Source organism: Serratia sp. JSRIV001, from assembly GCF_019968745.1.
GTDB classification, from domain to species: Bacteria; Pseudomonadota; Gammaproteobacteria; order Enterobacterales; family Enterobacteriaceae; genus Chania; species Chania fonticola_B.
Window position 1 is genome coordinate 5,671,713 of sequence record NZ_CP074147.1, and the last position, 24,169, is coordinate 5,695,881.

19 protein-coding genes are annotated in these 24,169 nt (G+C 56.1%); 11 read left to right on the top strand and 8 right to left on the bottom strand.

Annotated features, from left to right (window positions below; all coding sequences use genetic code 11):
• Window positions 1-120 precede the first annotated feature (120 nt).
• The 4 genes from KGP17_RS26330 (at window position 121) to KGP17_RS26345 (ending at window position 3,179) form a co-directional block, all read left to right on the top strand.
• On the top strand, window positions 121-852 hold the full coding sequence (locus KGP17_RS26330) for a glutathione peroxidase (protein ID WP_021181914.1): 732 nt from the start codon (window positions 121-123) through the stop codon (window positions 850-852).
• 133 nt (window positions 853-985) lie between these two features.
• Complete coding sequence (locus KGP17_RS26335) at window positions 986-2,434, top strand: dihydrolipoyl dehydrogenase (RefSeq protein ID WP_021807210.1); 1,449 nt, start codon at window positions 986-988, stop codon at window positions 2,432-2,434.
• 171 nt (window positions 2,435-2,605) lie between these two features.
• A complete protein-coding gene (locus KGP17_RS26340) occupies window positions 2,606-2,866 on the top strand; it encodes a hypothetical protein (protein ID WP_059199395.1) in 261 nt (86 codons plus the stop codon).
• Complete coding sequence (locus tag KGP17_RS26345) at window positions 2,853-3,179, top strand: type II toxin-antitoxin system HicB family antitoxin (protein WP_021807212.1); 327 nt, start codon at window positions 2,853-2,855, stop codon at window positions 3,177-3,179. The genes KGP17_RS26340 and KGP17_RS26345 overlap by 14 nt, the downstream gene beginning before the upstream one ends.
• Before the next feature lie 29 nt (window positions 3,180-3,208).
• Here the strand turns inward: KGP17_RS26345 and argH are convergent, their stop codons facing one another.
• The 4 genes from argH to argC all read right to left on the bottom strand — a co-directional run bounded on the left by argH (window position 3,209) and on the right by argC (window position 7,699).
• Entirely contained in the window at window positions 3,209-4,582 is a 1,374-nt protein-coding gene (argH, locus tag KGP17_RS26350) for an argininosuccinate lyase (protein WP_223498611.1), read from the bottom strand.
• 74 nt (window positions 4,583-4,656) lie between these two features.
• Window positions 4,657-5,874, bottom strand: coding sequence for an argininosuccinate synthase (locus KGP17_RS26355; protein ID WP_021181909.1), 1,218 nt, complete (start codon window positions 5,872-5,874; stop codon window positions 4,657-4,659).
• Between the two features lie 26 nt (window positions 5,875-5,900).
• Window positions 5,901-6,674 (bottom strand): acetylglutamate kinase, encoded by a 774-nt coding sequence (gene argB, locus KGP17_RS26360; protein ID WP_021181908.1) that lies wholly within the window; start codon window positions 6,672-6,674, stop codon window positions 5,901-5,903.
• A 20-nt stretch (window positions 6,675-6,694) separates the two neighbouring features.
• Complete coding sequence (gene argC / locus KGP17_RS26365) at window positions 6,695-7,699, bottom strand: N-acetyl-gamma-glutamyl-phosphate reductase (RefSeq protein WP_021181907.1); 1,005 nt, start codon at window positions 7,697-7,699, stop codon at window positions 6,695-6,697.
• 218 nt (window positions 7,700-7,917) lie between these two features.
• Between argC and argE the strand changes: the two genes are divergently transcribed.
• The 4 genes from argE to rihC all read left to right on the top strand — a co-directional run bounded on the left by argE (window position 7,918) and on the right by rihC (window position 14,719).
• Window positions 7,918-9,063 (top strand): acetylornithine deacetylase, encoded by a 1,146-nt coding sequence (gene argE, locus KGP17_RS26370; protein ID WP_037376432.1) that lies wholly within the window; start codon window positions 7,918-7,920, stop codon window positions 9,061-9,063.
• A 315-nt stretch (window positions 9,064-9,378) separates the two neighbouring features.
• Window positions 9,379-12,015, top strand: a complete 2,637-nt coding sequence (gene ppc / locus KGP17_RS26375) for a phosphoenolpyruvate carboxylase (protein WP_021807214.1) — start codon at window positions 9,379-9,381, stop codon at window positions 12,013-12,015.
• 333 nt (window positions 12,016-12,348) lie between these two features.
• Window positions 12,349-13,719 carry a C4-dicarboxylate transporter DcuC gene (dcuC, locus tag KGP17_RS26380; RefSeq protein WP_037376433.1) on the top strand — a complete coding sequence of 457 codons (1,371 nt, stop codon included), beginning with the start codon at window positions 12,349-12,351 and terminating at the stop codon, window positions 13,717-13,719.
• A 64-nt stretch (window positions 13,720-13,783) separates the two neighbouring features.
• Complete coding sequence (gene rihC, locus KGP17_RS26385; protein ID WP_059199391.1) at window positions 13,784-14,719, top strand: ribonucleoside hydrolase RihC; 936 nt, start codon at window positions 13,784-13,786, stop codon at window positions 14,717-14,719.
• Between the two features lie 36 nt (window positions 14,720-14,755).
• Here the strand turns inward: rihC and metF are convergent, their stop codons facing one another.
• The 3 genes from metF to metB all read right to left on the bottom strand — a co-directional run bounded on the left by metF (window position 14,756) and on the right by metB (window position 19,469).
• Entirely contained in the window at window positions 14,756-15,655 is a 900-nt protein-coding gene (gene metF, locus KGP17_RS26390) for a methylenetetrahydrofolate reductase (protein WP_021807217.1), read from the bottom strand.
• Between the two features lie 214 nt (window positions 15,656-15,869).
• Window positions 15,870-18,305, bottom strand: coding sequence for a bifunctional aspartate kinase/homoserine dehydrogenase II (locus tag KGP17_RS26395; RefSeq protein WP_021807218.1), 2,436 nt, complete (start codon window positions 18,303-18,305; stop codon window positions 15,870-15,872).
• A gap of 3 nt (window positions 18,306-18,308) precedes the next feature.
• Window positions 18,309-19,469: a cystathionine gamma-synthase gene (gene metB, locus KGP17_RS26400; protein ID WP_021181896.1), complete on the bottom strand. Its 1,161-nt coding sequence runs from the start codon at window positions 19,467-19,469 to the stop codon at window positions 18,309-18,311.
• 317 nt (window positions 19,470-19,786) lie between these two features.
• Between metB and metJ the strand changes: the two genes are divergently transcribed.
• Window positions 19,787-20,104: a met regulon transcriptional regulator MetJ gene (metJ, locus tag KGP17_RS26405; RefSeq protein WP_006317756.1), complete on the top strand. Its 318-nt coding sequence runs from the start codon at window positions 19,787-19,789 to the stop codon at window positions 20,102-20,104.
• A gap of 72 nt (window positions 20,105-20,176) precedes the next feature.
• On the opposite strand, the gene rpmE is transcribed toward metJ, so the two are convergent.
• Window positions 20,177-20,392 carry a 50S ribosomal protein L31 gene (gene rpmE / locus KGP17_RS26410; RefSeq protein WP_021181895.1) on the bottom strand — a complete coding sequence of 72 codons (216 nt, stop codon included), beginning with the start codon at window positions 20,390-20,392 and terminating at the stop codon, window positions 20,177-20,179.
• Window positions 20,393-20,591: 199 nt separating this feature from the next.
• Between rpmE and priA the strand changes: the two genes are divergently transcribed.
• Together priA and cytR are read left to right on the top strand one after the other, a co-directional pair.
• Complete coding sequence (gene priA / locus KGP17_RS26415; RefSeq protein ID WP_021807219.1) at window positions 20,592-22,787, top strand: primosomal protein N'; 2,196 nt, start codon at window positions 20,592-20,594, stop codon at window positions 22,785-22,787.
• 280 nt (window positions 22,788-23,067) lie between these two features.
• On the top strand, window positions 23,068-24,096 hold the full coding sequence (cytR, locus tag KGP17_RS26420) for a DNA-binding transcriptional regulator CytR (RefSeq protein ID WP_024482873.1): 1,029 nt from the start codon (window positions 23,068-23,070) through the stop codon (window positions 24,094-24,096).
• Window positions 24,097-24,169: the final 73 nt, after the last annotated feature.

The window sequence follows — 24,169 nt, forward strand, 5'->3', positions numbered from 1 at the left end:
CGATAGATAAGATAGCAACGAGTGATTAGAACTATCAAGCCCCGCAGTGAATAATGTCCCCCAACGAAGCGCAACGGCGCCAACATAAAAAATTCATTTTTCTAATTAAGGGGTTAATTCATGTTTACCAGTCAAGAAGGCAAAAAAGTCCCTCAGGTTACCTTCCATACTCGCCAGGGCGACCAATGGATTGACGTGACCACTGATGACCTGTTCAAAGACAAAACCGTGATCGTGTTCTCCTTGCCGGGCGCGTTCACCCCAACCTGCTCATCAAGCCATTTGCCGCGCTATAACGAACTGTCCAGCGTGTTCAAGCAACACGGCGTTGACAGCATTCTGTGCGTCTCGGTGAACGACACCTTTGTGATGAACGCCTGGAAAGCCGATCAACACGCCGAAAATATTACCTTCGTGCCGGACGGCAACGGTGAGTTCACCAAGGGTATGAACATGCTGGTTGAGAAAGCCGATCTGGGCTTTGGCCCACGTTCATGGCGCTACTCCATGCTGGTGCGTAACGGCGTGGTAGAAAAAATGTTCGTCGAGCCAAACAAGCCGGGCGACCCGTTTGAAGTCTCTGACGCCGATACCATGCTGAAGTACCTGGCACCGGAATTCCAAGTGCAGGAATCGGTCTCCCTGTTTACCAAGCCGGGCTGCCCGTTCTGCGCCAAAGCCAAACAAATGCTGCAAGAGCGCGGGATCCAATATGAAGAAATCGTGTTGGGCCAAGACGCGACCACGGTCAGCCTGCGCGCTGTCAGCGGCCGCGCTACCGTGCCACAGGTGTTTATCGGTGGTCGCCACATCGGTGGTAGCGACGATCTGGAAAACTTCCTGTCAGCCTGAATGATAAAAATAAACCCGATGGGTCTCAGGCACGGTTCAACAATCTGTCGCCTGAAAAACCTAGCGGAATAGAAGTAATGTGACCTTTGGCGGGTGCTAACCCGCCCTTTTTTTATTCCCTTCAGGAGCGGATATGAAACTGTTGAATGTCGACGTCGCCGTTATTGGCGGCGGCACAGCCGGACTAGGCGCTTACCGCGCAGCAAAACTTTCTACCCCGAGCGTGGTGATGATTGAGGGCGGACCTTTTGGCACTACCTGTGCCCGCGTTGGCTGTATGCCTTCCAAATTGCTGATTGCTGCGGCAGAAGCGGTGCATCAGATCGAACGTGCTCCAGGGTTTGGCATCCATCCTGCGGGAAAAACCACCATTAATGGCCGTGAAGTGATGGATCGCGTCAAACGCGAGCGCGATCGCTTCGTCGGTTTTGTACTGGAAGGGGTCGATAGCATCCCGGCCGCAGATAAAATTCAGGGCTATGCCCGCTTCATTGACGACAACACCCTGCAGGTTGACGAGCATACGCGCATCGTCGCGCAGCGTATCGTGATTGCCACCGGTTCCCGCCCTAGCTGGCCTGCGCCGTGGAACGACCTTGGCGACCGCCTGATCGTCAATGACGATGTGTTTAACTGGGATGATTTGCCGCAGTCCGTCGCGGTATTTGGCCCAGGGGTGATCGGATTGGAACTGGGCCAGGCGCTGCATCGCCTTGGCGTTGCCACCAAAGTGTTCGGCGTTGGCGGCGCGGTTGGCCCGCTGACCGACAGCGTAGTGCGGGAATATGCCGCTAAAACGCTGGGTGAAGAGTTCTATCTCGACCCAGATGTCAAAGTAGACATCATGCAGCGTGAAGGCGACAAAGTGTTTATCCGCTACCAGGATCTGCACGGTCAACCGCAGGAAATGATGGTGGATTACGTGCTGGCCGCCACCGGCCGCCGTCCGAACGTCGACAAGCTGGGGTTGGAAAATACCACCCTGGTGCTGGATGCCAAAGGCGTACCACAGGCCGATCGCTTAACCATGCAAACCAGCGTGCCGCATATTTTCATCGCCGGCGATGCCAGCAACCAATTGCCACTGCTCCACGAAGCCAGCGATCAGGCTCGTATTGCCGGGCACAACGCGGGCAGCTTCCCAGAAGTAACGCCAGGGTTACGTCGCAGTGCGATTTCCGTGGTGTTTTCAGACCCGCAAATTGCCATGGTCGGCTCAACCTTCCGTGAACTGAACCAGAAATTCAGCGCCTGTGGCTGTTTTGAAGTGGGTGCCGTATCCTTCGAAAACCAGGGCCGTTCCCGGGTGATGCTACGCAATAAAGGCATCTTGCACGTCTATGGCGAGCAAGGGACTGGCCGCTTCCTGGGGGCAGAGATGATGGGGCCAGACGTGGAGCATATCGCCCATCTGCTGGCCTGGGCACATCAGCAGCAGATGACCATCGACCAAATGCTGGATATGCCGTTCTATCATCCGGTGATCGAAGAAGGGTTGCGAACCGCGCTACGCGATCTGCAAGCCAAGCTGAAGCTGGGTGAGTCTGAGGCCGAACGCTGCCAGCGTTGCCCTGGCGAATAAGCCTTTATCTCTGCTATCAGTCACCATCCACCGGGCCTTCGCGCCCGGTTTTTTTGCGTATGGCATTCCAACCTTGAATCTCCTTGCTTGCCGAGTTTTGGTTTTAGCGTCATTTTTATGCTCCCTCACCTTGAAATGATACTAATATTGATACTAGTATGGGGCAGCTAAATGAAAGGACTCAGAGAAACCATTGACGATCTGCAACAGCGGCAAGCCAATATCAAATTCAACACATTAGTAACGATCTGCACCTACTGGTTTGGCCCACCCCGCTTGAACGGTGGCAGTCACAAGGTTTACAAAATGCCTTGGCCGGGGGATCCACGCGTGAATATCCAACGTGCAGATAGCGGCATGGCAAAGGTATATCAGGTCAAACAGGTGATCAGCGCGCTGATCAAACTGGAGGAAGAAAATGGAAAAACATGAGCACTACACTTACCGCATCACCTGGTCAACGGAGGATAGCGAGTATGTCGGCCTCTGTACGGAGTTTCCTTCTCTGTCATGGCTGGCACCTACCCGCACCGCAGCGCTGGACGGCATTGAAAAGCTGGTCCGCGATGTGATTGCCGATATGCTTTCCCAAGGTGAAACGCCGCCAGAGGCACTGGCAGAGAAAAATTTCAGTGGGAAACTGGTGCTGCGGATGACCCCGGAACAGCATCGCCGCCTGGCGATTAATGCTATGGATGAAGGCGTTAGCCTGAACCGCTATTTGTGCGCCCGGTTGGCAGGATAAGGGCAGCATTGCGCTGCCCTCGGCGTAGCTTAGAACAGACGTTTTTTCGCCTCGGCGATCGCATAGGCAACCTGCTGTGGAGAAACGCCGCCCTTGGCCGCGCGCTTATCCAGGCAAGATTGCAGCGACAGGATCGGATAAACATCGTCACCAATCACGCTGTTGAATTTCTGCAAATCGCTCAGCGCCAGGTCTTCCAACGGTTTACCCTGGCGGATCGCTTCCACTACCGCTTCACCCACAATGTGGTGCGCTTCGCGGAACGGCACGCCTTTGGCAACCAGATAGTCGGCCAGCTCAGTGGCGTTAGCATAACCTTGCTGTGCCGCTTCCTGGCAACGCGGGCGCTTCACCTGAATGCCGTCCAGCACCAACGCCGCCATTTGCAGGCAATCCATCCAGGTGTCGAGCGCGTCGAACAGCCCTTCTTTGTCTTCCTGCATGTCTTTGTTGTAGGCCAACGGCAGGCCTTTCAACGTCATCATCATGCCGGTCAAAGCCCCTTGCACGCGGCCAGACTTGCCACGGATCAGCTCTAGCGCATCCGGGTTTTTCTTCTGCGGCATCAGGGATGAGCCAGAGGTCACGCGATCCGAAAGCTCGACAAACGCCGCTTCGCCGCTGTTGAAGAAGATCAGGTCTTCGGCAAAGCGCGACAGGTGCACCATGCTGATGGCCGCATTGGACAGCAGTTCCAGCACGTGGTCACGATCGGAGACGCTGTCCAGACTGTTGCGCGTAGCAGAGGCAAAGCCCAACCAGCCAGCCAGTTGTTCACGGTCGATAGGATAAGCGGTTCCGGCCAAGGCACCGCTACCCAGCGGGCTGACGTCCAGGCGTTTCAACGTATCCTGCAGGCGGCTTTCATCACGCGCCAGCATCTCAACGTAAGCGAGGCACCAGTGGGCAAAAGTCACCGGCTGGGCGCGCTGCAGGTGGGTATAACCCGGCATCACCGCATCCTGATTGGCTTCGGCGGTTTCCACCAGCGCCTGTTGCAGCTGTATCAATGCCTGAAGCAGTTCACTAACCTGATGTTTGCACCACAGTTTCAGATCGGTGGCCACCTGATCGTTACGGCTGCGGCCGGTATGCAGCTTTTTGCCCAGATCGCCGACTTTCTCGATCAGCTTCTGCTCGACCCAGCTGTGAATATCTTCTGCGTCGCTGTTAACGATCGCCAGAGGATCGGCCTGCACTTCTTCCAGCAGCACGTTCAGTGCCTGCTCAAGCTGCTGTTGCTCTGCTGACGTCAGTACGTTGACGGTCACCAGCGCTTTTGACCAGGCGACGGAGCCCACAATATCCTGTTCCGCCAGGCGATAGTCAAAGCGCAGGGAATCATTTAACTGTTTGAACCGCTGATCCGCTGCCTGACTAAACCGTCCGCCCCAAAGTGCCATAATCTTGCTCCTGAATAAGTATGCGAAAGGGCGCAGCATGCTGCGCCCCTCAAATTGACGCTAAACCCACGACGTTACTTTTTCTTCTCGTTCAACGCGCGAATACGGGAAGAGAGCGAGAACAGACGGATAAAGCCACCCGCATGGCTGTGATCGTAAACTTCGTCTTCGCCAAAGGTCGCAAATTCTTCTGAGTACAGGCTGTTGGCCGATTTCTTCTGGATCGCCGTCACCTGGCCTTTATACAGCTGCAATACCACTTCGCCGTTAACTTCTTCCGCCAGCGCTTGTGCTGAAGCCTGAATGGAACGACGTAGCGGAGCAAACCAGCGGCCATCGTAGACCACATAGGACATTTCCAGGCCCAACTGCTCACGCCATTTAAAGCTATCACGATCCAGTACCAACTGCTCGATCCCGCGCAGCGCGGCAACCATAATGGTGCCTCCTGGGGTTTCATAGCAACCACGGGATTTGATGCCTACCAGGCGGTTTTCCACGATATCGATACGGCCCACGCCATGTTTGGCACCCAGCACGTTCAGGGCTTCCAGACACTTGTACGGGCTCATGGCTTCACCGTTAACGGCCACTACACAGCCTTTCTCAACGGTCACGGTCACTTGTTCTGGCTTGTCCGGTGCTTCCAACGGATCGACAGTCCAGACCCAGCAATCTTTGTTTGGCGCATTCCACGGGCTTTCCAGCACGCCGCCTTCGGTAGAGATGTGCCAGGCGTTTTCGTCACGGCTGTAGATCTTCTCCAGCGAAGCGGTGGTTGGGATATTACGCTCTTTCAGGTAATCCAGCAGTGCTTCACGGGAACGCAGGTTCCACTCACGCCAAGGCGCGACGACCTTCAGGTGTGGAGCCAATGCGGTATAGGTGGTTTCGAAACGCACCTGATCGTTGCCTTTACCGGTAGCCCCGTGACACAGCGCATCAGCACCCACTTTCAGTGCCAGCTCAACCTGAGCCTTGGCAATGATCGGACGCGCCATTGAAGTCCCCAGCAGGTAGCTGCCTTCGTACAGTGCGCCGGTCTGCAGCACCGGATAAACGTAGTCACGGATAAACTCTTCACGCAGATCGACAACATGACACTCAGAGGCACCGGATTGCAGAGCTTTCTGCTCAACGCCTTCCAGATCGCCGCGCTCCTGGCCGATGTCCGCCACGAAGGCTACCACTTCACAGCCGCCGTAGTTCTCTTTCAGCCATGGAATGATGGCCGAAGTATCCAGACCGCCGGAGTACGCCAGAACGATTTTCTTGATGCCTTTGTTTTGCATTGTGTTATTCCTTTTTAATTCTAAATTTAAGCGAGGATCCGGGTGCCAATCGACACACCATTAAACAGAGCAGGGAGCTTTTCGGCATTACGCCAGCTGGCGATATCTACCGGGCGGCCAAGGGTACGTGCAGCATCCAGCGCTGCATTGACCTTCACCACCATACCATCGGTAATGATGCCTTGAGCAATCAGTTGCTCGGCTTTTTGTGCTGTCATTTCCGCGATGCGCTGCCCTTTGCCGTCGAGAATACCGCTGACATCCGACAGCAGGATTAAATCCGCCCCCAGCGTGGCGGCCAGGGCCGTCGCTGCCTGATCGGCGTTCACGTTCATCAGTTGCCCCTCGGCAGTGATGCCGATGGAGCTGACCACCGGCAGGTAGCCAGCGCCTAACAAGGTATTGAGCAGCGCAGGTGTTCCTGGAACTGCATGGCCTACGTGGCCCAACGCTGGATCCAGCTGCGTAACCGCAACGCTGCCACCGTCTGCCAGGCTCAGACCAACGGCATTAATTTTGTGCTTCACCGCCCAGGCCAGCAGGGTTTTATTGGCCGTTCCTGCCAGCGCGCCGGTGATGATATCGATCTGATCGGCTGGAGTGACACGCAGGCCGTTCTTCTTCACTACCGGCAGGGAGAGCTGTTTCATCAGCTCATCTACCACGCAGCCGCCGCCGTGAACGATCACCAGCGGGCGCTGATGTTCCTGGCGATAGACATCCAGCGCGGTAAACAAACGCTCCAGCGCTTCTTCACTGTCCAGTAGCACGCCACCTAGTTTGATAATCAATGGATTCATTGCTGTTTACTCACGCTGATTTAAAGTAAGGATTGGGTTTCCGGGAAGCCGAAACGGATATTCAGACACTGCACCGCCTGGGCCGCCGCACCTTTCAACAGGTTATCTTCTGCAGCTACGACGATCAGATGCTCGCCCTGAACGGCAAAACCGATATCACAGAACGGCAGGCCCACCACGGATTTCAGTGCTGGCACCCCTTGGTCGTACAGCCGTACCAGCGGTTTATCATCGTAAGCCGCATGGTAAGCCGCCGCCACGTCCTGCGCGGTGACGCCCTTGTTCAGGCGGCAGGTGATGGTTTCCAGAATACCCCGTGGGAAGTTACCCAGATGTGGCGTAAAGATGACAGGCACCCCGAGATGAGCAGAGATTTCTGGCTGATGACGGTGATTGAACAGGCCGTAAGGTTGCAGGCTGACTTCACAGAAACTGGTCGTGACGCTGGCTTTACGCCCTGCACCGCTCACGCCACTGACGGCGTTGATCACTGGCCATTGAGCCAGGTTCAGCAATTGCTTGTCGAGCAGCGGTTTGAGTGCCAGCTGCGCTGCCGTTGGGTAGCAGCCCGGCACGGCAATCAGCTGCGCCTGCTTGAGTTTTTCGCTCTGCCACTCTGCCAGGCCGTAAACCGCCTGCGCCAGCCAGTCGGCATGCTGGTGTGTAAAGCCATAATATTGCTGATAAAAATCCGCATCCTGTACGCGGAAGGCGCCGGAGAGATCGAACACCACGCAACCGGCGGCCAGGAATGCTGGCGCGATGTCGTGGCTCACCTCATGGGCGGTCGCGAGGAAAACAACGTCGATGCCTTTGGCCGCTGCGGCAACGTCAACCAGCGGTTGTAATGGCAGATCGACGATGCCTTTTAATTGAGGGTGCAGCTCGGAAAGCAATTTTCCTGCATCTGCACTTTGCGCTGAAACCGCTAAAGCGGTTATGTTCATGTGTGGGTGGCGATTCAGGTAAGCCGTGAGCTCTGCTCCGGCATAACCGCTGGCACCAACAATCAGCGTATTCAACATGTGGCCTTTCACCTTCTTGGCTAGCAATCTAAGAGTCACGGCGACCCCGGTAGCAGGGCTTGGTCGCGTTGTTGCGCGGTTCACCCACGTGGTTGAGCGTGATGTTTTTATCAACATCCGGGTTACAGGTTCCCTTACGCTCTAGCTTACTGTATTTTTATTCAAAATAAATGCATGAATATTGATACTATCCTAACCAAAGGCTGTCAACAGTGAAGATGAAATTACCTCCATTTATTGAGCTGTACCGGGCGTTGATCGCCACTCCGTCGATCAGCGCCACCGATGGCGCCCTCGATCAGAGTAATGAAGCATTAATCAACTTGCTGGCTGGCTGGTTCAACGATTTGGGCTTCCGCGTCGACGTGCAGCCCGTGCCGGACACCCGCAACAAATTCAACCTGCTGGCGAGCCTCGGCGAAGGCAGCGGCGGCCTGCTGCTGGCGGGCCATACCGACACGGTGCCTTACGATCAGGGGCGCTGGACGCGAGATCCCTTTACCCTGACCGAGCACGACAACAAGCTGTACGGGCTGGGTACCGCCGACATGAAGGGTTTTTTCGCCTTTATCCTCGATGCGGTACGCGATATCGATGCCAGCAAGCTGACCAAGCCGCTGTACATTTTAGCCACCGCTGATGAAGAAACGACCATGGCTGGTGCACGTTACTTTGCTGCCTCCAGCAAAATCCGCCCGGACTTTGCCATCATCGGCGAGCCAACCTCGCTGCAACCGGTGCGCGCGCATAAAGGCCATATCTCCAGTGCGATCCGCATCGTGGGTCAGTCGGGCCATTCGAGCGATCCGGCGCGCGGCGTCAATGCCATCGATCTGATGCATGAGTCCATTGGGCATCTGATGGCATTGCGCAAAACGCTACAGGAGCGCTACAACAACCCGGCGTTTGCTGTGCCTTACCCAACCATGAACTTTGGCCATATCAGCGGCGGCGATGCGGCCAACCGTATCTGTGCCTGCTGTGAACTGCATATGGATATTCGCCCATTGCCGGGGATGACGTTGGATAACATCAACGAACTCCTGCACGAAGCGCTGGCGCCGGTAAGCCAACGTTGGCCTGGCCGCTTGACGATCGATGAGTTGCATCCGCCGATCCCTGGCTACGAATGCCCAACCGACCATCACATGGTGGCGGTGATTGAAAAACTGCTGGGTTCACGCACCGAAGTGGTCAATTACTGCACCGAAGCACCGTTCGTCCAGGAAGTATGCCCAACGCTGGTGCTCGGCCCAGGTTCGATCAACCAGGCGCATCAGCCGGATGAATATCTGGATACCGCGTTTATTGAGCCAACGCGTAAGCTGCTGGGTCAGTTGGTCGACCATTTCTGCCGGCAATAAACCTTAATAACAACAGGGGAATGGGTTACCATTCCCTACCTCTTAAGGCGTAGTAATTTACGCCGATAAGCCAGACTGATAACCGGCAGCGCGTAATTAAATTTCAGAAAATACGCCGAATTTGATGTTTTTTTGCTAAAAATAGTGTCAATTGATGATTGGACAGGCACGTGATCGGCTAAAACCGGCAGGCTGCGACGGCACGTGAAATTTACTTACAAGATGAAAAATCACGTACTCATCGTGTTCAGGTAGTGGTGAAAAACGCTGCAATCGGAGGATGATAAGTATGCAAAGAACTGGGTCAGGGATTATATGAACGAACAATATTCGGCAATGCGAAGTAATGTCAGTATGCTCGGCAAACTGCTAGGCGATACCATTAAAGAAGCGCTGGGCGAGCATATTCTCGATCGCGTTGAAACTATCCGTAAGCTTTCCAAATCCTCACGTGCCGGTAACGAGGCGCATCGTCAGGAGCTGCTCTCTACGCTGCAGAACCTGTCTAACGATGAGCTGCTGCCCGTTGCCCGCGCCTTCAGTCAATTCCTAAACCTGACCAACGTTGCCGAGCAATACCACAGCATCTCGCCGCACGGCGAAGCGGCCAGCAACCCGGAAGCCTTGGCGCAGTTGTTTACCAAGCTGAAAGACAACAAGCTGGATAACAAACAGCTGCAAAAGGCGGTGGACGATCTTTCCATCGAGCTGGTCCTGACCGCTCACCCAACGGAAATTACCCGCCGCACCCTGATCCACAAGCTGGTTGAGGTGAACACCTGCCTGAGCCAGCTGGACCATAACGATCTGGCCGACTACGAGCGTAATAAAATCATGCGCCGTCTGCGCCAGTTGGTCGCGCAATCCTGGCATACCGACGAGATCCGCAAGAATCGCCCATCCCCGGTTGATGAAGCCAAATGGGGCTTTGCCGTGGTGGAAAACAGCCTGTGGGAAGGCGTACCGGCCTTCCTACGCGAATTCAACGAACAGTTGGAAAACTCCATCGATTACCGCCTGCCGGTAGAAGCCGTGCCTATCCGCTTCACCTCCTGGATGGGTGGCGACCGCGACGGCAACCCGAACGTGACCGCCGAAATCACCCGTCACGTGCTGTTGCTGAGCCGCTGGAAGGCCTGCGATCTGTTCACCCGTGATATTCAGGTGCTGGTTTCCGAACTGTCGATGACCGAATGTACCCCGGAACTGCGGGCATTGGCCGGTGGTGACGAAGTTCAAGAACCTTATCGCGAATTGATGAAGCAACTGCGCAGCCAGCTGATGAGCTCCCAGGCCTACCTTGAAGGCCGCCTGAAGGGTGAACGCGTGCTGCGTCCGCACGATCTGCTGGAACATAACGAACAGCTGTGGGAACCGCTGTATGCCTGCTACCAATCTTTGGTGGCCTGTGGCATGAGCATTATCGCCAACGGCCAACTGCTGGACACGCTGCGCCGCGTGCGCTGCTTTGGCGTGCCGCTGGTGCGTATCGACGTGCGCCAGGAAAGCACCCGCCATACCGAAGCCATTGCCGAACTGACCCGCTATCTGGGCCTGGGGGATTATGAGAGCTGGTCAGAAGCTGACAAACAGGCATTCCTGATCCGTGAGCTGAACTCCAAGCGTCCGCTGGTGCCACTGAAGTGGGAGCCGAGTGCAGACACTCAGGAAGTGCTGGAAACCTGCAAGGTAGTCGCCGAAGCGCCACAAGGTTCGATCGCCGCCTACGTCATTTCCATGGCACGTACCCCGTCCGACGTCTTGGCTGTGCACCTGTTGTTAAAGGAGACTGGTTGCCCATTCGCGCTACCGGTGGCCCCGCTTTTCGAAACCCTCGACGATCTGAACAACGCCGAAGACGTGATGACCCAGTTGCTGAACATCGACTGGTATCGCGGTTTTATTCAGGGCAAACAGATGGTCATGATCGGCTATTCCGACTCGGCAAAAGATGCTGGCGTGATGGCGGCCTCCTGGGCGCAATACCGTGCACAGGACGCACTGATCAAAACCTGTGAGAAGGCCGGAGTAGCACTGACGCTGTTCCATGGCCGTGGTGGTTCCATTGGCCGTGGTGGCGCACCTGCGCACGCCGCTCTGCTGTCCCAACCACCAGGCAGCCTGAAAGGTGGCCTGCGCGTGACCGAACAGGGCGAGATGATCCGCTTTAAATTCGGTCTGCCAGAAGTCACCATCAGCAGCCTGGCGCTGTACGCCGGTGCGGTGTTGGAAGCCAACCTGTTGCCACCGCCGGAGCCTAAGCCAGAATGGCGCACGCTGATGGATGAACTGTCCGAAACCTCGTGCAACATGTATCGCGGTTACGTGCGTGAAAACCCTGAGTTTGTGCCTTACTTCCGCGCCGCTACGCCAGAGCAGGAACTGGGGAAACTGCCATTGGGTTCACGCCCGGCCAAACGCCGCCCGAACGGCGGTGTTGAAAGCCTGCGTGCCATTCCGTGGATCTTCGCCTGGACGCAGAACCGCCTGATGCTGCCAGCCTGGCTGGGTGCCGGTGCTGGCCTGCAGGAAGCGGTGAAGGCTGGCAAACAGGACCAGTTGGAAGCCATGTGCCACAACTGGCCGTTCTTCTCTACCCGTATCGCAATGCTGGAGATGGTATACGCCAAAGCCGACCTGTGGCTGGCCGAATACTACGATCAGCGTCTGGTAGACAAGTCCCTGTGGCCGCTCGGCCAACAGTTGCGTGATCAATTGGCCAGCGATATCAAGACGGTGCTGACCATTGCCAACGACGACCATCTGATGGAAGACCTGCCGTGGATCGCTGAATCTATCGCGTTGCGCAACGTCTACACCGACCCGCTGAACGTGTTGCAGGCCGAGCTGCTGCACCGTTCGCGCCAGCAGGAGCATCCGGATGCCCGCGTTGAACAGGCGCTGATGGTCACTATTGCTGGCGTGGCGGCCGGGATGCGCAACACCGGCTAATATTGCTTCATCTTTGCAGCAAGCACCGATGCGATCGGCGTCGGTGCTTATTCTCTCCCTCGATTATCCCCCGTTCCTAATCTGCATATTTTGCCCCAGCGGTCACTCGCTACGGGTTATCAAGACTGTTATTGCTGACTCTCATTCTGAATCCATGCTCAGTTTGACCACACCTTTTGCATTGATTATGCTGAACTTGTGGTCCAATAATGCAGTTAACATCAAAATTACCGGTACTATTCGTTACTGGTAATAGCCAAAGACCTTACCTTCTTGAAAATACCTTCACAGAAAGATATTTATCATGAAGATTGATAATGACAGGGAAAGTAAATGGATGTAGCACTAATAATCAGCTTGGCAGTACTCGTCGTGGCCGGTTACGCCATTGCCAAGAATTACGACACCAAGCTGGTGTTGTTTAGCTCAGGGATCGTACTCATGTTGGCGGCAGCCACCTTGGGCTTGCCGATTTTGAGCGCCGGAACGGGGACGGGCACCGTCTGGTTGGATCCGTTAAAACAAATCGAGCTGGATTTCATCAAGCAGTTTAGCCGGGCAGGCATCATCATCATGGTGCTGTTCGGCTTTTCCGCTTATATGTCGCACATTGGCGCAAACGATGTCGCTGTTAAAATCATGTCAAAACCCATCGCGAAGATCCGCTCCCCCTATATTCTGGTACCGATCGTGTTCTGGATAGGGTCACTGCTGTCGTTGATTATTCCCAGCGCCGCCTCACTCGCCGTGATTTTAATGGCTACGCTTTACCCCATTCTGCGCGTGGCAAACATGTCCTCACTCAGCGCCGCCGGGGTCATTGCCACCACTGCCACCATCGTACCCACACCGCTGGGTGGCGATAATGTGGTCGCAGCCAAAATCCTGGGTTTCGAACACGTGGTGGACTACGTCACTATGCACCATGCCGTTATCTCACTGCCGGTGCTGGTCATTATCGGCATCGCGCACTATTTCTGGCAAAAGTACATGGATAAGCGCCAGGGTGCCGCCGCGTTTACCGACGTCGATGAGAGTAAATTGGCCACCAACAGCCTGCTCCCTCCGGCTTACTACGCCATATTCCCGCTGATCCCGTTATTCCTGATCGTGGTATTTGGCCTGTTCTTCCGCCAGATAAAAATCGGCCTGGTGGAAATTACCCTGTTCTCGTTTGCCCTGGCCTTTATTGTGGAACTGATCCGCAAGGGCGACCTGCGCGAGCAAATGAAAAACTCGTCGCTGTTCTTTACCGGCATGGGGCAAGGCTTCTCGCAGGTGGTGGTGTTGATCGTGGCTGCCAGCACCCTGGTGGCTGGGTTGACCGTCATCGGGGCCATCGGCACCGTGGCCTCGCTGGTTAAAGAGGTCAACAACGCCGGGATCGGCCTGATGTTTATCTTCTCTGGCCTGACCGCGCTGATCACGCTGATCAGCGGTAGCGGTAATGCGGTGTTCTACTCCTTTATCGAGCTCATTCCTTCGATAGCCACTCAGGCTCACGTCGATCCGGTGATGATTGCCCTGCCGATGCAGCTGACCTCAAACCTTATCCGTGCGATGTCGCCAGTCTCTGCGGTGGTGATCATCGTGGCATCAGTAGTCAAAGTCAGCCCGATTGAGGTGGTCAAAAGAACCTCGGTGCCGTTGCTGATCGGGTTTATCGCCACCCTGATTTTCACGCTGATCCGCTATTCGTTCTGAGGAGATGCAAATGAGCACTATCAGCTATTTTGACCATCAGCACTAACTCTGTATGGGAGATATTATGTCCTCTAGCTCTGCACCTATTGCCATAATCCTGGATACCGATCCCGGTATTGATGACGCCGTCGCGCTGGTTGCCGCGCTGTTTCATCCCAAAATCGACCTGCGCCTGGTAAGTACGGTAGCTGGCAACGTTAGCGTGGATAAAACCACCAACAATGCGCTGCGCCTGCTGCATTTCCTGGGCGCATCAACGCCCGTAGCTCGCGGGGCAGCGGCTCCGCTGGTACGTAAACTGGAGGATGCCAGCCATATTCACGGCAACTCCGGCCTGGATGGATACGAGTTTGAAAAGCCGACACGGCAGATCGTTGACGGTCATGCCGTTGAAGTGATGCGTGACCTGCTACTGGCCAGCAAGGAACCGATAGTCTTGGTGCCGATTGGCCCGTTAACCAACATTGCCCTGTTGCTCACGCTCTACCCGGAATGTAAACCATCCATCGCGCGGATCGTCATGATGGGAGGCTCCGCCAGCCGTGGCAACCATACGCCAAACGCGGAGTTCAATATCTACGTGGATCCCGAGGCCGCCAGCATGGTGTTTGCCAGCGGTATCCCGATTGTCATGTGCGGTCTGGACGTCACCAACCGGGCTACGCTCACCGCCGAGATGATAGCCAGCTTACCGACGCTGAACCGCACCGGGGCCATGCTGCATAGCCTGTTCCAACACTATCGGGGTGGGAGTATGAGCCGTGGGCTGAAAATGCATGATTTATGCGCTCTGGCCTATCTGGCAAAACCCGAGCTATTTACCACTCAGGCCTGCCATGTGGCGGTAGAAACGCAAGGTGAGCTGACCAGAGGAACGACCTGCGTCGATCTGGCCAACCGTTTGAAACTGCCAGCCAATGCCGAAGTCTGTCTAGAAATCGATGTCGAAGGATTCCGGCAGTGGTTTGTGGAGATGCTCACGCACCCGGCCGTCCCTTGATGATGTCGCGGTTGCCGCAACGGCAACCGCTATCTATCAGCCCACCACTGCAGCGGGGCGCACGCCCAGGGTATGGCAGATAGCGTAACTCATTTCCGCCCGGTTGAGCGTATAGAAGTGGAAATCTTTGACTCCTTCGCGGCTCAGGATCTTCACCATATCCATGGCGATATTGGCGCCGACCATCTTGCGGGTTTCCGCATCGTCATCCAGCCCGGCAAACATGCTGGTCATCCAGCTTGGCACCCGCACGTTGGTCATGGTGGCAAAGCGCTGTAGCTGCTTGAAGTTGGACACTGGCAGAATGCCAGGCACGATTTCTACGTCGATGCCAGCAGTCACACAGCGGTCACGAAAACGCAGATAACTTTCAACATCGAAGAAGAACTGGGTGATGGCACGGTTGGCACCGGCATCGATTTTACGTTTCAGGTTGATCAGGTCTGACTGGGCGCTTTTCGCTTCCGGATGCACTTCCGGGTAGGCCGCGACAGAAATATCAAAGTCGCCGACGTCTTTGAGCAGCGTGACCAGATCGGTCGCATACATCTCCGGCTTGCCACCGCCTGGTGGTAAATCGCCACGCAGCGCAACGATATGGCGGATACCGCTGTTCCAGTAATCAGTAGCGATCTCACGCAGCTGCGCCGGGCTGGCATCAATACAGGTCAGGTGAGGCGCTGCTTCCAGACCAGTGCGCTCTTTGATCCCCTTGATGATGCTGTGGGTACGGTCACGCTCACCCGAGTTGGCACCGTAGGTCACAGAAACAAACTTGGGTTTGAGGCTGCTCAGGCGATCGATCGACTGCCACAAGGTATCTTCCATCTCGCTGGTGCGCGGCGGGAAGAACTCGAACGACACGTTAATCTGGCCGTTTAACTCTGCCAGACTCTGATTCAGCGCTTCCCGCTGGTTTGCGTGATAAAAACTCATACCCTGTCCGCCTCTTATCGATCACTGTTTTGCTTCGTTATAATAAGCGTCTATACGTTTAGACGTCTAGATAGAAAATGCCGGATGTTGCCTGAAGAGTCAACAGGAAAGTGAGGGAGATACGATGATTAATCCTCACGCAAGATGAGAGAATTTCATGTTGAAGGATTGAACGGGGGCAGCGCGGCGCCACCCCCGAGTTTAAAGTGAGGATTTAAAGCAGTTGTGCCAAGCGGTTAAGGTCGGACTGGATGGCTCCAGCCGTCACGTCGCGACCGGCCCCTGGCCCACGGATCACCAGCGGGTTGTCGCGGTACCAGCGGCTCTCGATGGCGAACACGTTGTCACAGGGCAGCAGCGAAGCCAGCGGGTGTTCTGGCCGCACGGCCTCAACGCCAACGCGCGCTTTGCCATTAGCATCGAAACGCGCCACGTGGCGCAGCACCAGGCCCATTTCGTTGGCCGCTTCGAAACGCTGTAGCATTTGCTGATTCAGCGCGTCGCCGTTCTCGAAGAACTGGTCGATGGACCCTTGCTCCGCACCTGCAGGCACCAGTGACTCCACACGCACCTGGTTAGGTTCAATGTCATAACCCGCTTCACGCGCCAGGATCACCAGCTTACGCATCACGTCTTGTCCTGACAGGTCAACACGCGGATCCGGTTCCGTCAGCCCCTGCTGCCAGGCCTGATCCACCAGATCGGTGAACGGCACCGTGCCGTCAAACTGCAGAAACAGCCAGGAAAGCGTGCCGGAGAAGATGCCGCTGATCGCAAGGATGCTATCCCCGCTGTCGCGCAGATCGCGCACGGTATGGTTCACCGGTAATCCGGCTCCCACGGTGGCGTTATACAGCCAGTGGCGGCCCGTTTTGGCAAACGCATCGCGGATCTGGCGGTAATTGGCGCTGCATGAGGCCCCCGCCAGCTTGTTGGCGCTGATCACATGGAAACCATAGCTGGCAAAGTCCAGATATTGCTCCGCCAACTCCCCACTGGCGGTGACGTCGAGCACCACCAGATCGTCGAACGGGTGCGCCCGCATCCACAGGAACAGCGACTCTTCGTCCAGTTCCTGGGCTTCATCTTCAAAGAACGCCAGCGCGCGGCTGGCATCCAATCCGTCATAATCGAGCAGGCTGCGACGGCTATCCACCACCCCTGCCAGGCTAAACTCAAAGCCGCTGCGCGCAGAGATATTCTTCTGTTCACGAGCAAACAGCTCCAGCCAACGCGAACCAATATTGCCTTTGCCAAACAGCACCAGGCCAATACGCTTTTCCGCGCGGAACAGCGTTTGGTGCAGGCCCTGGATCAGCAGACCAGTCGGCCCCTGACGCAGCACGGCCACCAGGCTGATACCATCCTCGGCCTGCCAGATGAACTCCACCGGCTGGTCCTTCAACTGCTGATAGAAACGATGGCTATGCAGCGGATTCTTGCACACGCCCGCGCCCACCAATGCTACCAGCGCCAACCCTTCACGCAGTTGCAGTTCACCCGGTAGCCCAGCCTCCTGCAAAATGCGCAGCACGCTGCCCACCACTTCAGAGGTGTAGCACAGCTGGATCAGGTTACGGTCAGGATGAACCCCTACGGCCAACGGTTTGATCTGCGCGCGCTTGAGCACCAGATCCAACTCTTTCTGCGCCAGCTTGAAGTCATGCTGCGGCGCAACGCTGAGTTCGATCAGGCAGACATCATCGTGGCTGGTGACAATTTTGGCACCGGTGCCGGAAGCCAGCACGCGCTCAATACGGGTCGACCCCTGCTCCGGCTGATAGCTGCAACGCAGTTGCAGATCGATATCGCTGCCAGACACCGGCTGCAAGGTTCGGGTATGTAGCACCGGAGCCGCCAGGCGGGCCAGCTCGCTGGCCTCATCCAGACGCAACAGCGGCAGCAGGCAGGCATCTTTCACTTTGCGCGGATCGGCGCTGTAAACCCCGGCCACGTCGCTCCAGATGGTGACTCGCTCCACTCCGGCCAACGCGCCAACCTGCGTGGCAGAATAGTCACTGCCGTTGCGCCCCAGCAGCACGGTTTCACCGCTGTCATTACGCGAAATAAAGCCGGTTACTACCAGACGTTTGCCGGGATGTTGAGCCAGCAGTTGCTGCAATAACGGATAGGAACGACCTTCGTCGACCTGCGGCTGTGCCGCACGTTCGGCACGCAGGAAATCACGCGCGTCCAGCCATGCCGCCTGCATGTCCTGCTTGTTCAGCACCGCAGCCATCAGGCGGGCTGACCAGATTTCACCGTGCCCCACGACTTCGGCATACACCGCATCATCAACCTTGCCGTCCAACAGGATTGCCAGGCGCTCAAGATCGTGGATAAATTCGGCAATCAGCGGTTCCGCCGTTTCCGCTGGCAACAACCCGCCGATCAGCTCACTGTGATAACGGCGCAGCGTTTGCTGTACCTGATGCGCGGAAAGGCGATCGCTCTGGCTGAGCTTCAGCCAGCTGATCAGTTGGTTGGTGGTGCTCCCCGCCGCCGACACCACCATCATGTCACCCGGCTGGCTGTATTCGGCCATGATCCCGGCCACCCGCAGATAACACTTCACATCTGCCAGGCTGCTGCCGCCAAATTTGTGCAGTTGACGCCCGCTAACCGGCCCTGCTACCGCAATTGCATTCATGACTTACCTCGTAGCCGCCGCCTGGAAGGCTTGTTCCAGATCGGCAATCAAATCTTCGCTGTCTTCAATCCCCACGGAAACACGCAGCAGGCTTTCGGAAATCCCCGCTGCGGCACGCGCTTCTGGCGCCATACCGGCGTGAGTCATGGTTGCCGCATGTGAGATCAGGCTTTCTACGCCACCCAGGGATTCCGCCAGCGTAAACAGCTCCAGAGCGGACAGGAAACGGCGCAGCAGCGCTTCATCCCCATCCAGTTCAAAGCTGAGCATGGCACCGAACCCACGTTGCTGACGGCACGCAATCTCATGGCCAGGGTTTTCTGGCAAGGAAGGATGATACAGCTTTTTGACCAAGGGTTGCTGCTGTAAATAGCCGACAATCGCCTCGGCATTATGTTGTGCAGCCTTGATACGCGGCGACAGGGTACGCATCCCCCGCAATAACAAATAGCTATCGAATGCCGCGCCGGTGACGCCGATATTGTTGGCCCACCAGGCCAGCTCGACCGCCAGATCTTTATCTTTAGCAATCACCGCGCCCGCAACCACGTCGGAGTGGCCGTTGAGGTATTTGGTACAAGAGTGGACGACCAGATCGGCACCCAGTTCGATCGGCTGTTGCAGCGCCGGGCTGAGGAAGGTGTTGTCTACCACGGTCAGCGCACCGGCTTCGTGGGCAGCTTTACAGATGGCCGCGATATCCACCACGCGTAATAGCGGGTTGCTTGGGCTTTCGATCAGCACCAACTTCGGTTTTTGCGCCAACGCATCGCGCAATGCGGCTTCATTTCCTTGATCGACAAACAGCACCCGATACGCCCCGCGTTTGCTCAGGCTATCGAACAGGCGGTAGCTGCCGCCGTAGCAATCATGAGGGGCCACCAGCAGATCGCCCGGTTTGAGAAATACCGTGGTCACCAGATGGATTGCCGACATCCCGCTCCCGGTCATCACCGCCCCCGCACCTCCTTCCAATTCTGCCAGCGCACGCTGCACGACATCACGCGTAGGGTTACCACGGCGTGAGTAATCATGAGCTCGGGGCTGGTTGAAATCGGTGAAGTTATAGGTGCTGGAAAGATGGATCGGCGGAACGACGCAGCCGTACTGTTCGTCATCATTCAGACCGCTACGTACGGCAATCGTGGCTGGTTTACGCGTCATAGGGTGGCTCGGCTCTCGGAAAGTGGGGGAATGAGGCTTAAAGATTAACCGCAGCGGATATAGACGTCAATACATCTGGACATCTAAACTTCTTTGCGTATAGATTGAGCAAAGGGACAATACCCGCTAAAATTATGGCGGTTTGTAATATTGATAAGATGTCAGCCCAACAATGCATAGGCATAGCCTATTAAATCATCAGATTCAGTGACCCTTATCGCGTAAAGAAGACATTTATTTAGTGAGCACAGTGAAGATCGGGCATAATTGGCCGGTTTTTAGAATTTTGTATTTTTCAGACAATTTTAAGGTGTCCCATGGCTGAGTGGAACGGCGAGTATGTCAGCCCTTACGCTGAACACGGTAAAAAGAGCGAGCAAGTCAAAAAAATCACGGTATCCATTCCGCTGAAGGTGCTGAAAATCCTGACGGATGAACGGACTCGTCGCCAGGTAAACAACCTGCGCCACGCCACCAACAGCGAACTGCTGTGTGAAGCATTCCTGCACGCCTTTACCGGCCAGCCGCTGCCGAACGATGAAGACCTGCGCAAAGAACGCAGCGATGAAATCCCGGAAGCCGCGAAAGTACTGATGCGAGAATTGGGTGTCGACCCTGATACCTGGGAATATTGATCCTGCCTGCACCGAAGGCAAAAACGAAAAAAGGCGCCCGAAGGCGCCTTTTTCATCTGACGATAAGAAAACTTATTTCTTAACGCCTGGCACGCTGAAACGCTTGTTGAAGCGGTCAACGCGGCCACCGGTAGCAACATCACGCTGCTTGCCAGTGTAGAACGGGTGGCATTCGCCACAAACGTCCAGGTTCAGATCGTGACCCACGGTAGAGCGGATTTTGATCACGTTACCGCAAGAGCAGTTTGCAGTAACTTCTTCGTATTTAGGGTGAATACCTTTTTTCATGGGAGAACCTCAGTTAAGGCCGTGTCGCTATCCAGCCCTGTTCCGCCAGACACCACACGTGGTTGATAATAGGTTTTGATATGGGATTATACCAAAGGCGGCAAATTATACAGAATAAAATGTAGCGCGCAATCGGATCCGTACATTTGCCAGCCTACCGTGTAAACTAGCCAACACTTTTTTCTACCTGGACAGCCACATGCCTGTTGTACACGTTGCTCTACCGGTTCCCCTTGCCCGCACCTTCGATTATCTGCTGCCCGCAGGCCTGCAGCCGGTCATCGGCGCGCGCGTCAGTGTGCCTTGGGGAAAGCAACGGGCGATAGGCATCATCACCGGCAGCAGCGAGAGCAGTGAACTGCCGCTGGAAAAGCTCAAGCCCATCGATGGCCTGCTGGATAACGACTCGCTGTTCACCACCAGCCTGTGGCGCATCCTGCTGTGGGCCAGCGAATACTACCATTACCCGATCGGTGAAGTGTTGTTCCATGCGCTGCCCATTCTGCTGCGTCAGGGTAAGCCCGCAGAAGCCGCCCCGCTGTGGCAATGGTTTGCTACCGAACAGGGGCGCGCAACCCCGCCGGAAAGCCTGAAGCGTGCGCCGAAGCAGCAACAGGCACTGGCGGCACTGCTGCAACGCCCGGTGTATCGCCATCAGGTCAGCGAATTGGAGCTGACGGAAAGCGCGCTCCAGGCGCTGCGGGCCAAAGGCTTGATCGACCTGCGTTCGCAAACTGTGGCAACGCAGGATTGGCGGCCAGGCTTTGCCGTGCTCGGCGAACGATTGCGGCTCAATACCGAGCAGGCCACCGCCGTGGGCGCTATCCGCAGTGAAGACGAGCAGTTTGCCGCCTGGCTGCTGGCCGGGGTCACCGGCTCCGGCAAAACAGAGGTTTACCTCAGCGTGCTGGAAAATATCCTGGCGAAAGGTAAGCAGGCGCTGGTGTTGGTGCCGGAGATCGGCCTCACCCCGCAGACCATCGCTCGCTTTCGTGAACGCTTCAACGCACCGGTAGAAGTCCTGCACTCCGGCCTGAACGACAGCGAACGGCTGGCCGTTTGGCTACGCGCGCGCAGCGGTGAAGCCGCCATTGTGATCGGCACCCGCTCGGCGTTGTTCACCCCCTTCTCACGCCTTGGGGTGATCATCATCGACGAAGAACACGACAGCTCCTATAAACAGCAGGAAGGCTGGCGCTATCACGCTCGCGATCTGGCGGTATTCCGCGCTCACGCCGAAAACATCCCACTAGTGATGGGCTCTGCAACACCGGCGCTGGAAACGCTGCACAACGTGCAGTTAGGCAAATACCGCCAGCTCAAACTGACCCAGCGGGCGGGCAACGCCAAACCGGCCAATCAGCATCTGATCGATTTGAAAGGCCTGCCGCTGAAGGTCGGGCTCTCTCAGCCTCTGCTGAAAAGCATGCAGCACCACCTGAAGAACGGCAATCAGGTGATCCTGTTCCTTAACCGCCGTGGCTATGCCCCCGCGCTGCTGTGCCATGAGTGCGGTTGGATCGCCGAATGCCAGCGCTGCGACCATTACTACACGTTCCACCAGCATCAACGCCAGCTGCGCTGCCACCACTGCGACAGCCAGCGCCCGGTGCCACATCAGTGCCCGCAGTGCGGTACCACCAACCTGGTTTCCGTCGGCGTCGGTACTGAACAGTTGGAGAACGAACTGGCTCCCCTGTTCCCGGAAACCGCCATTACCCGTATCGATCGCGATACCACCAGCCGCAAGGGATCGCTGGAACAGCATCTGGCCGATATTCACCGTGGCGGCCCACGTATTCTGATCGGCACGCAAATGCTGGCCAAAGGCCACCACTTCCCGGATGTCACCCTGGTGGCGTTGCTCGACGTGGACGGCGCGCTATTCTCCGCCGATTTCCGTTCTGCCGAGCGGTTTGCCCAGCTTTATACTCAGGTTTCAGGCCGTGCCGGGCGGGCGGGCAAGCAGGGTGAAGTGCTGCTGCAAACCCATCACCCAGAGCACCCATTACTGCAAATCCTTTTGCAACAGGGTTACGACGCCTTTGCCAAGCAAACCCTGGCCGAGCGTAGCAGCGTCTTCCTGCCGCCCTACACCAGCCACATCATCGTGCGTTCGGAAGATCACGATAATCAGCAGGCACCGCTGTTCTTACAGCAGCTACGCAATCTGTTGGAAGCCAGCCCGCTGAAGGATGATTCGCTGTGGGTAATGGGCCCGGTTCCGGCACTGCAACCCAAACGCGGGGGTCGCTTCCGCTGGCAACTGTTGTTGCAGCACCCGTCCAGAAAACTGTTACAGCACCTGATAAAAAGCACGTTGCCATTGATTGGCACCCTGCCTCAGGCACGTAAAGTCAAATGGACGTTAGACGTTGATCCCATTGATAGTTGATTAAGAAAACTCTCAATTCCATGGTTAAAAGCAAACGTTTACACCACAATTTGCGAGCGAACACGAAAAAACCTTCCTGCGTCACACTTTTCATGCAAATTAGGTAACAAAAGCGGCCCGTAATCTGTTTAGAATGTCGGTGAAGGCATTTTTTCAGCCAGGCAATGGAATGCTTGAATGTGGATGACGCTAAAAATAACACCACCACCACTGCATGCCAGACTTTTTGAGCAAACTGAAGTAACCGCGTTAGCCGGGTGCTGACGCAAGGAGAAAGGCGTTGGAACACAAGCAAGAATTACCCATGGCGACCATGAAAGACGTTGCCGAAATGGCCGGCGTTTCCACGGCAACCGTGTCGCGTGCGCTGATGAATCCGGAAAAGGTGTCAACGCCAACGCGCCAGAAAGTGGAACAGGCCGTGCTGGCCGTGGGTTACTCCCCTCATGCCCTGACACGCAATATCAAACGCAATGAATCCCGCACTATCCTGGTGATCGTCCCGGACATCTGCGATCCGTTTTTTGCCGACGTGATCCAGGGGATCGAACAAACGGCAGCGCAGCAGGGTTACCTGGTGCTGATCGGCGATTGTGCGCAGCAGAACCAACAGGAACGCACCTTCGTTAACCTGATCATCACCAAACAAATCGATGGCATGCTGCTGCTCGGCTCCAACCTGCCTTTCGACGCCAGCAAGGAAGAGCAACGCAACCTGCCGCCAATGGTAATGGCCAACGAGTTTGCACCGGAGCTGGAACTGCCAACGGTGCATATCGACAACCTGACCGCCGCGTTTGAAGCCGTACATTATCTGCATCAGCTTGGCCATAAACAGATCGCCTGTATCGCCGGGCCAGAACAGATGCCGCTGAGCCATTATCGGTTGCAAGGCTACATTCAGGCGCTACGCCGTAATGGCATTACCGTCGAAAGCAGCTATATTACCCGGGGTGACTTCACCTACGAAGCCGGTGCGCAGGCGTTAGCCTCACTGATGGCGCTGCCGAAACCGCCAACGGCGGTCTTTTGTCACAGCGACGTCATGGCGATCGGCGTATTGTCCCAGGCGAAAAAGCTGGGCTTGCGTGTACCGCAGGATCTGTCGATTGTCGGCTTTGACGATATCAAGCTGGCGCAGTATTGCGATCCGCCACTGACCACCGTGGCACAGCCCCGCTTCCAGATTGGTCAGCAGGCGATGTTGCTGCTGCTGGAACAGTTGCATGGGCAAACCGTGAACAGCGGTTCCCGGTTACTGGACAGTGAATTGATCATCAGAGGCAGCACCGCGGCCCCTAAACGCTAGTCAAATATTTTTGGGTTAAGTAACATGGCTGACCCAGCGCCGGCCAAACCGGCGTAATGATCATTGTTGTGGT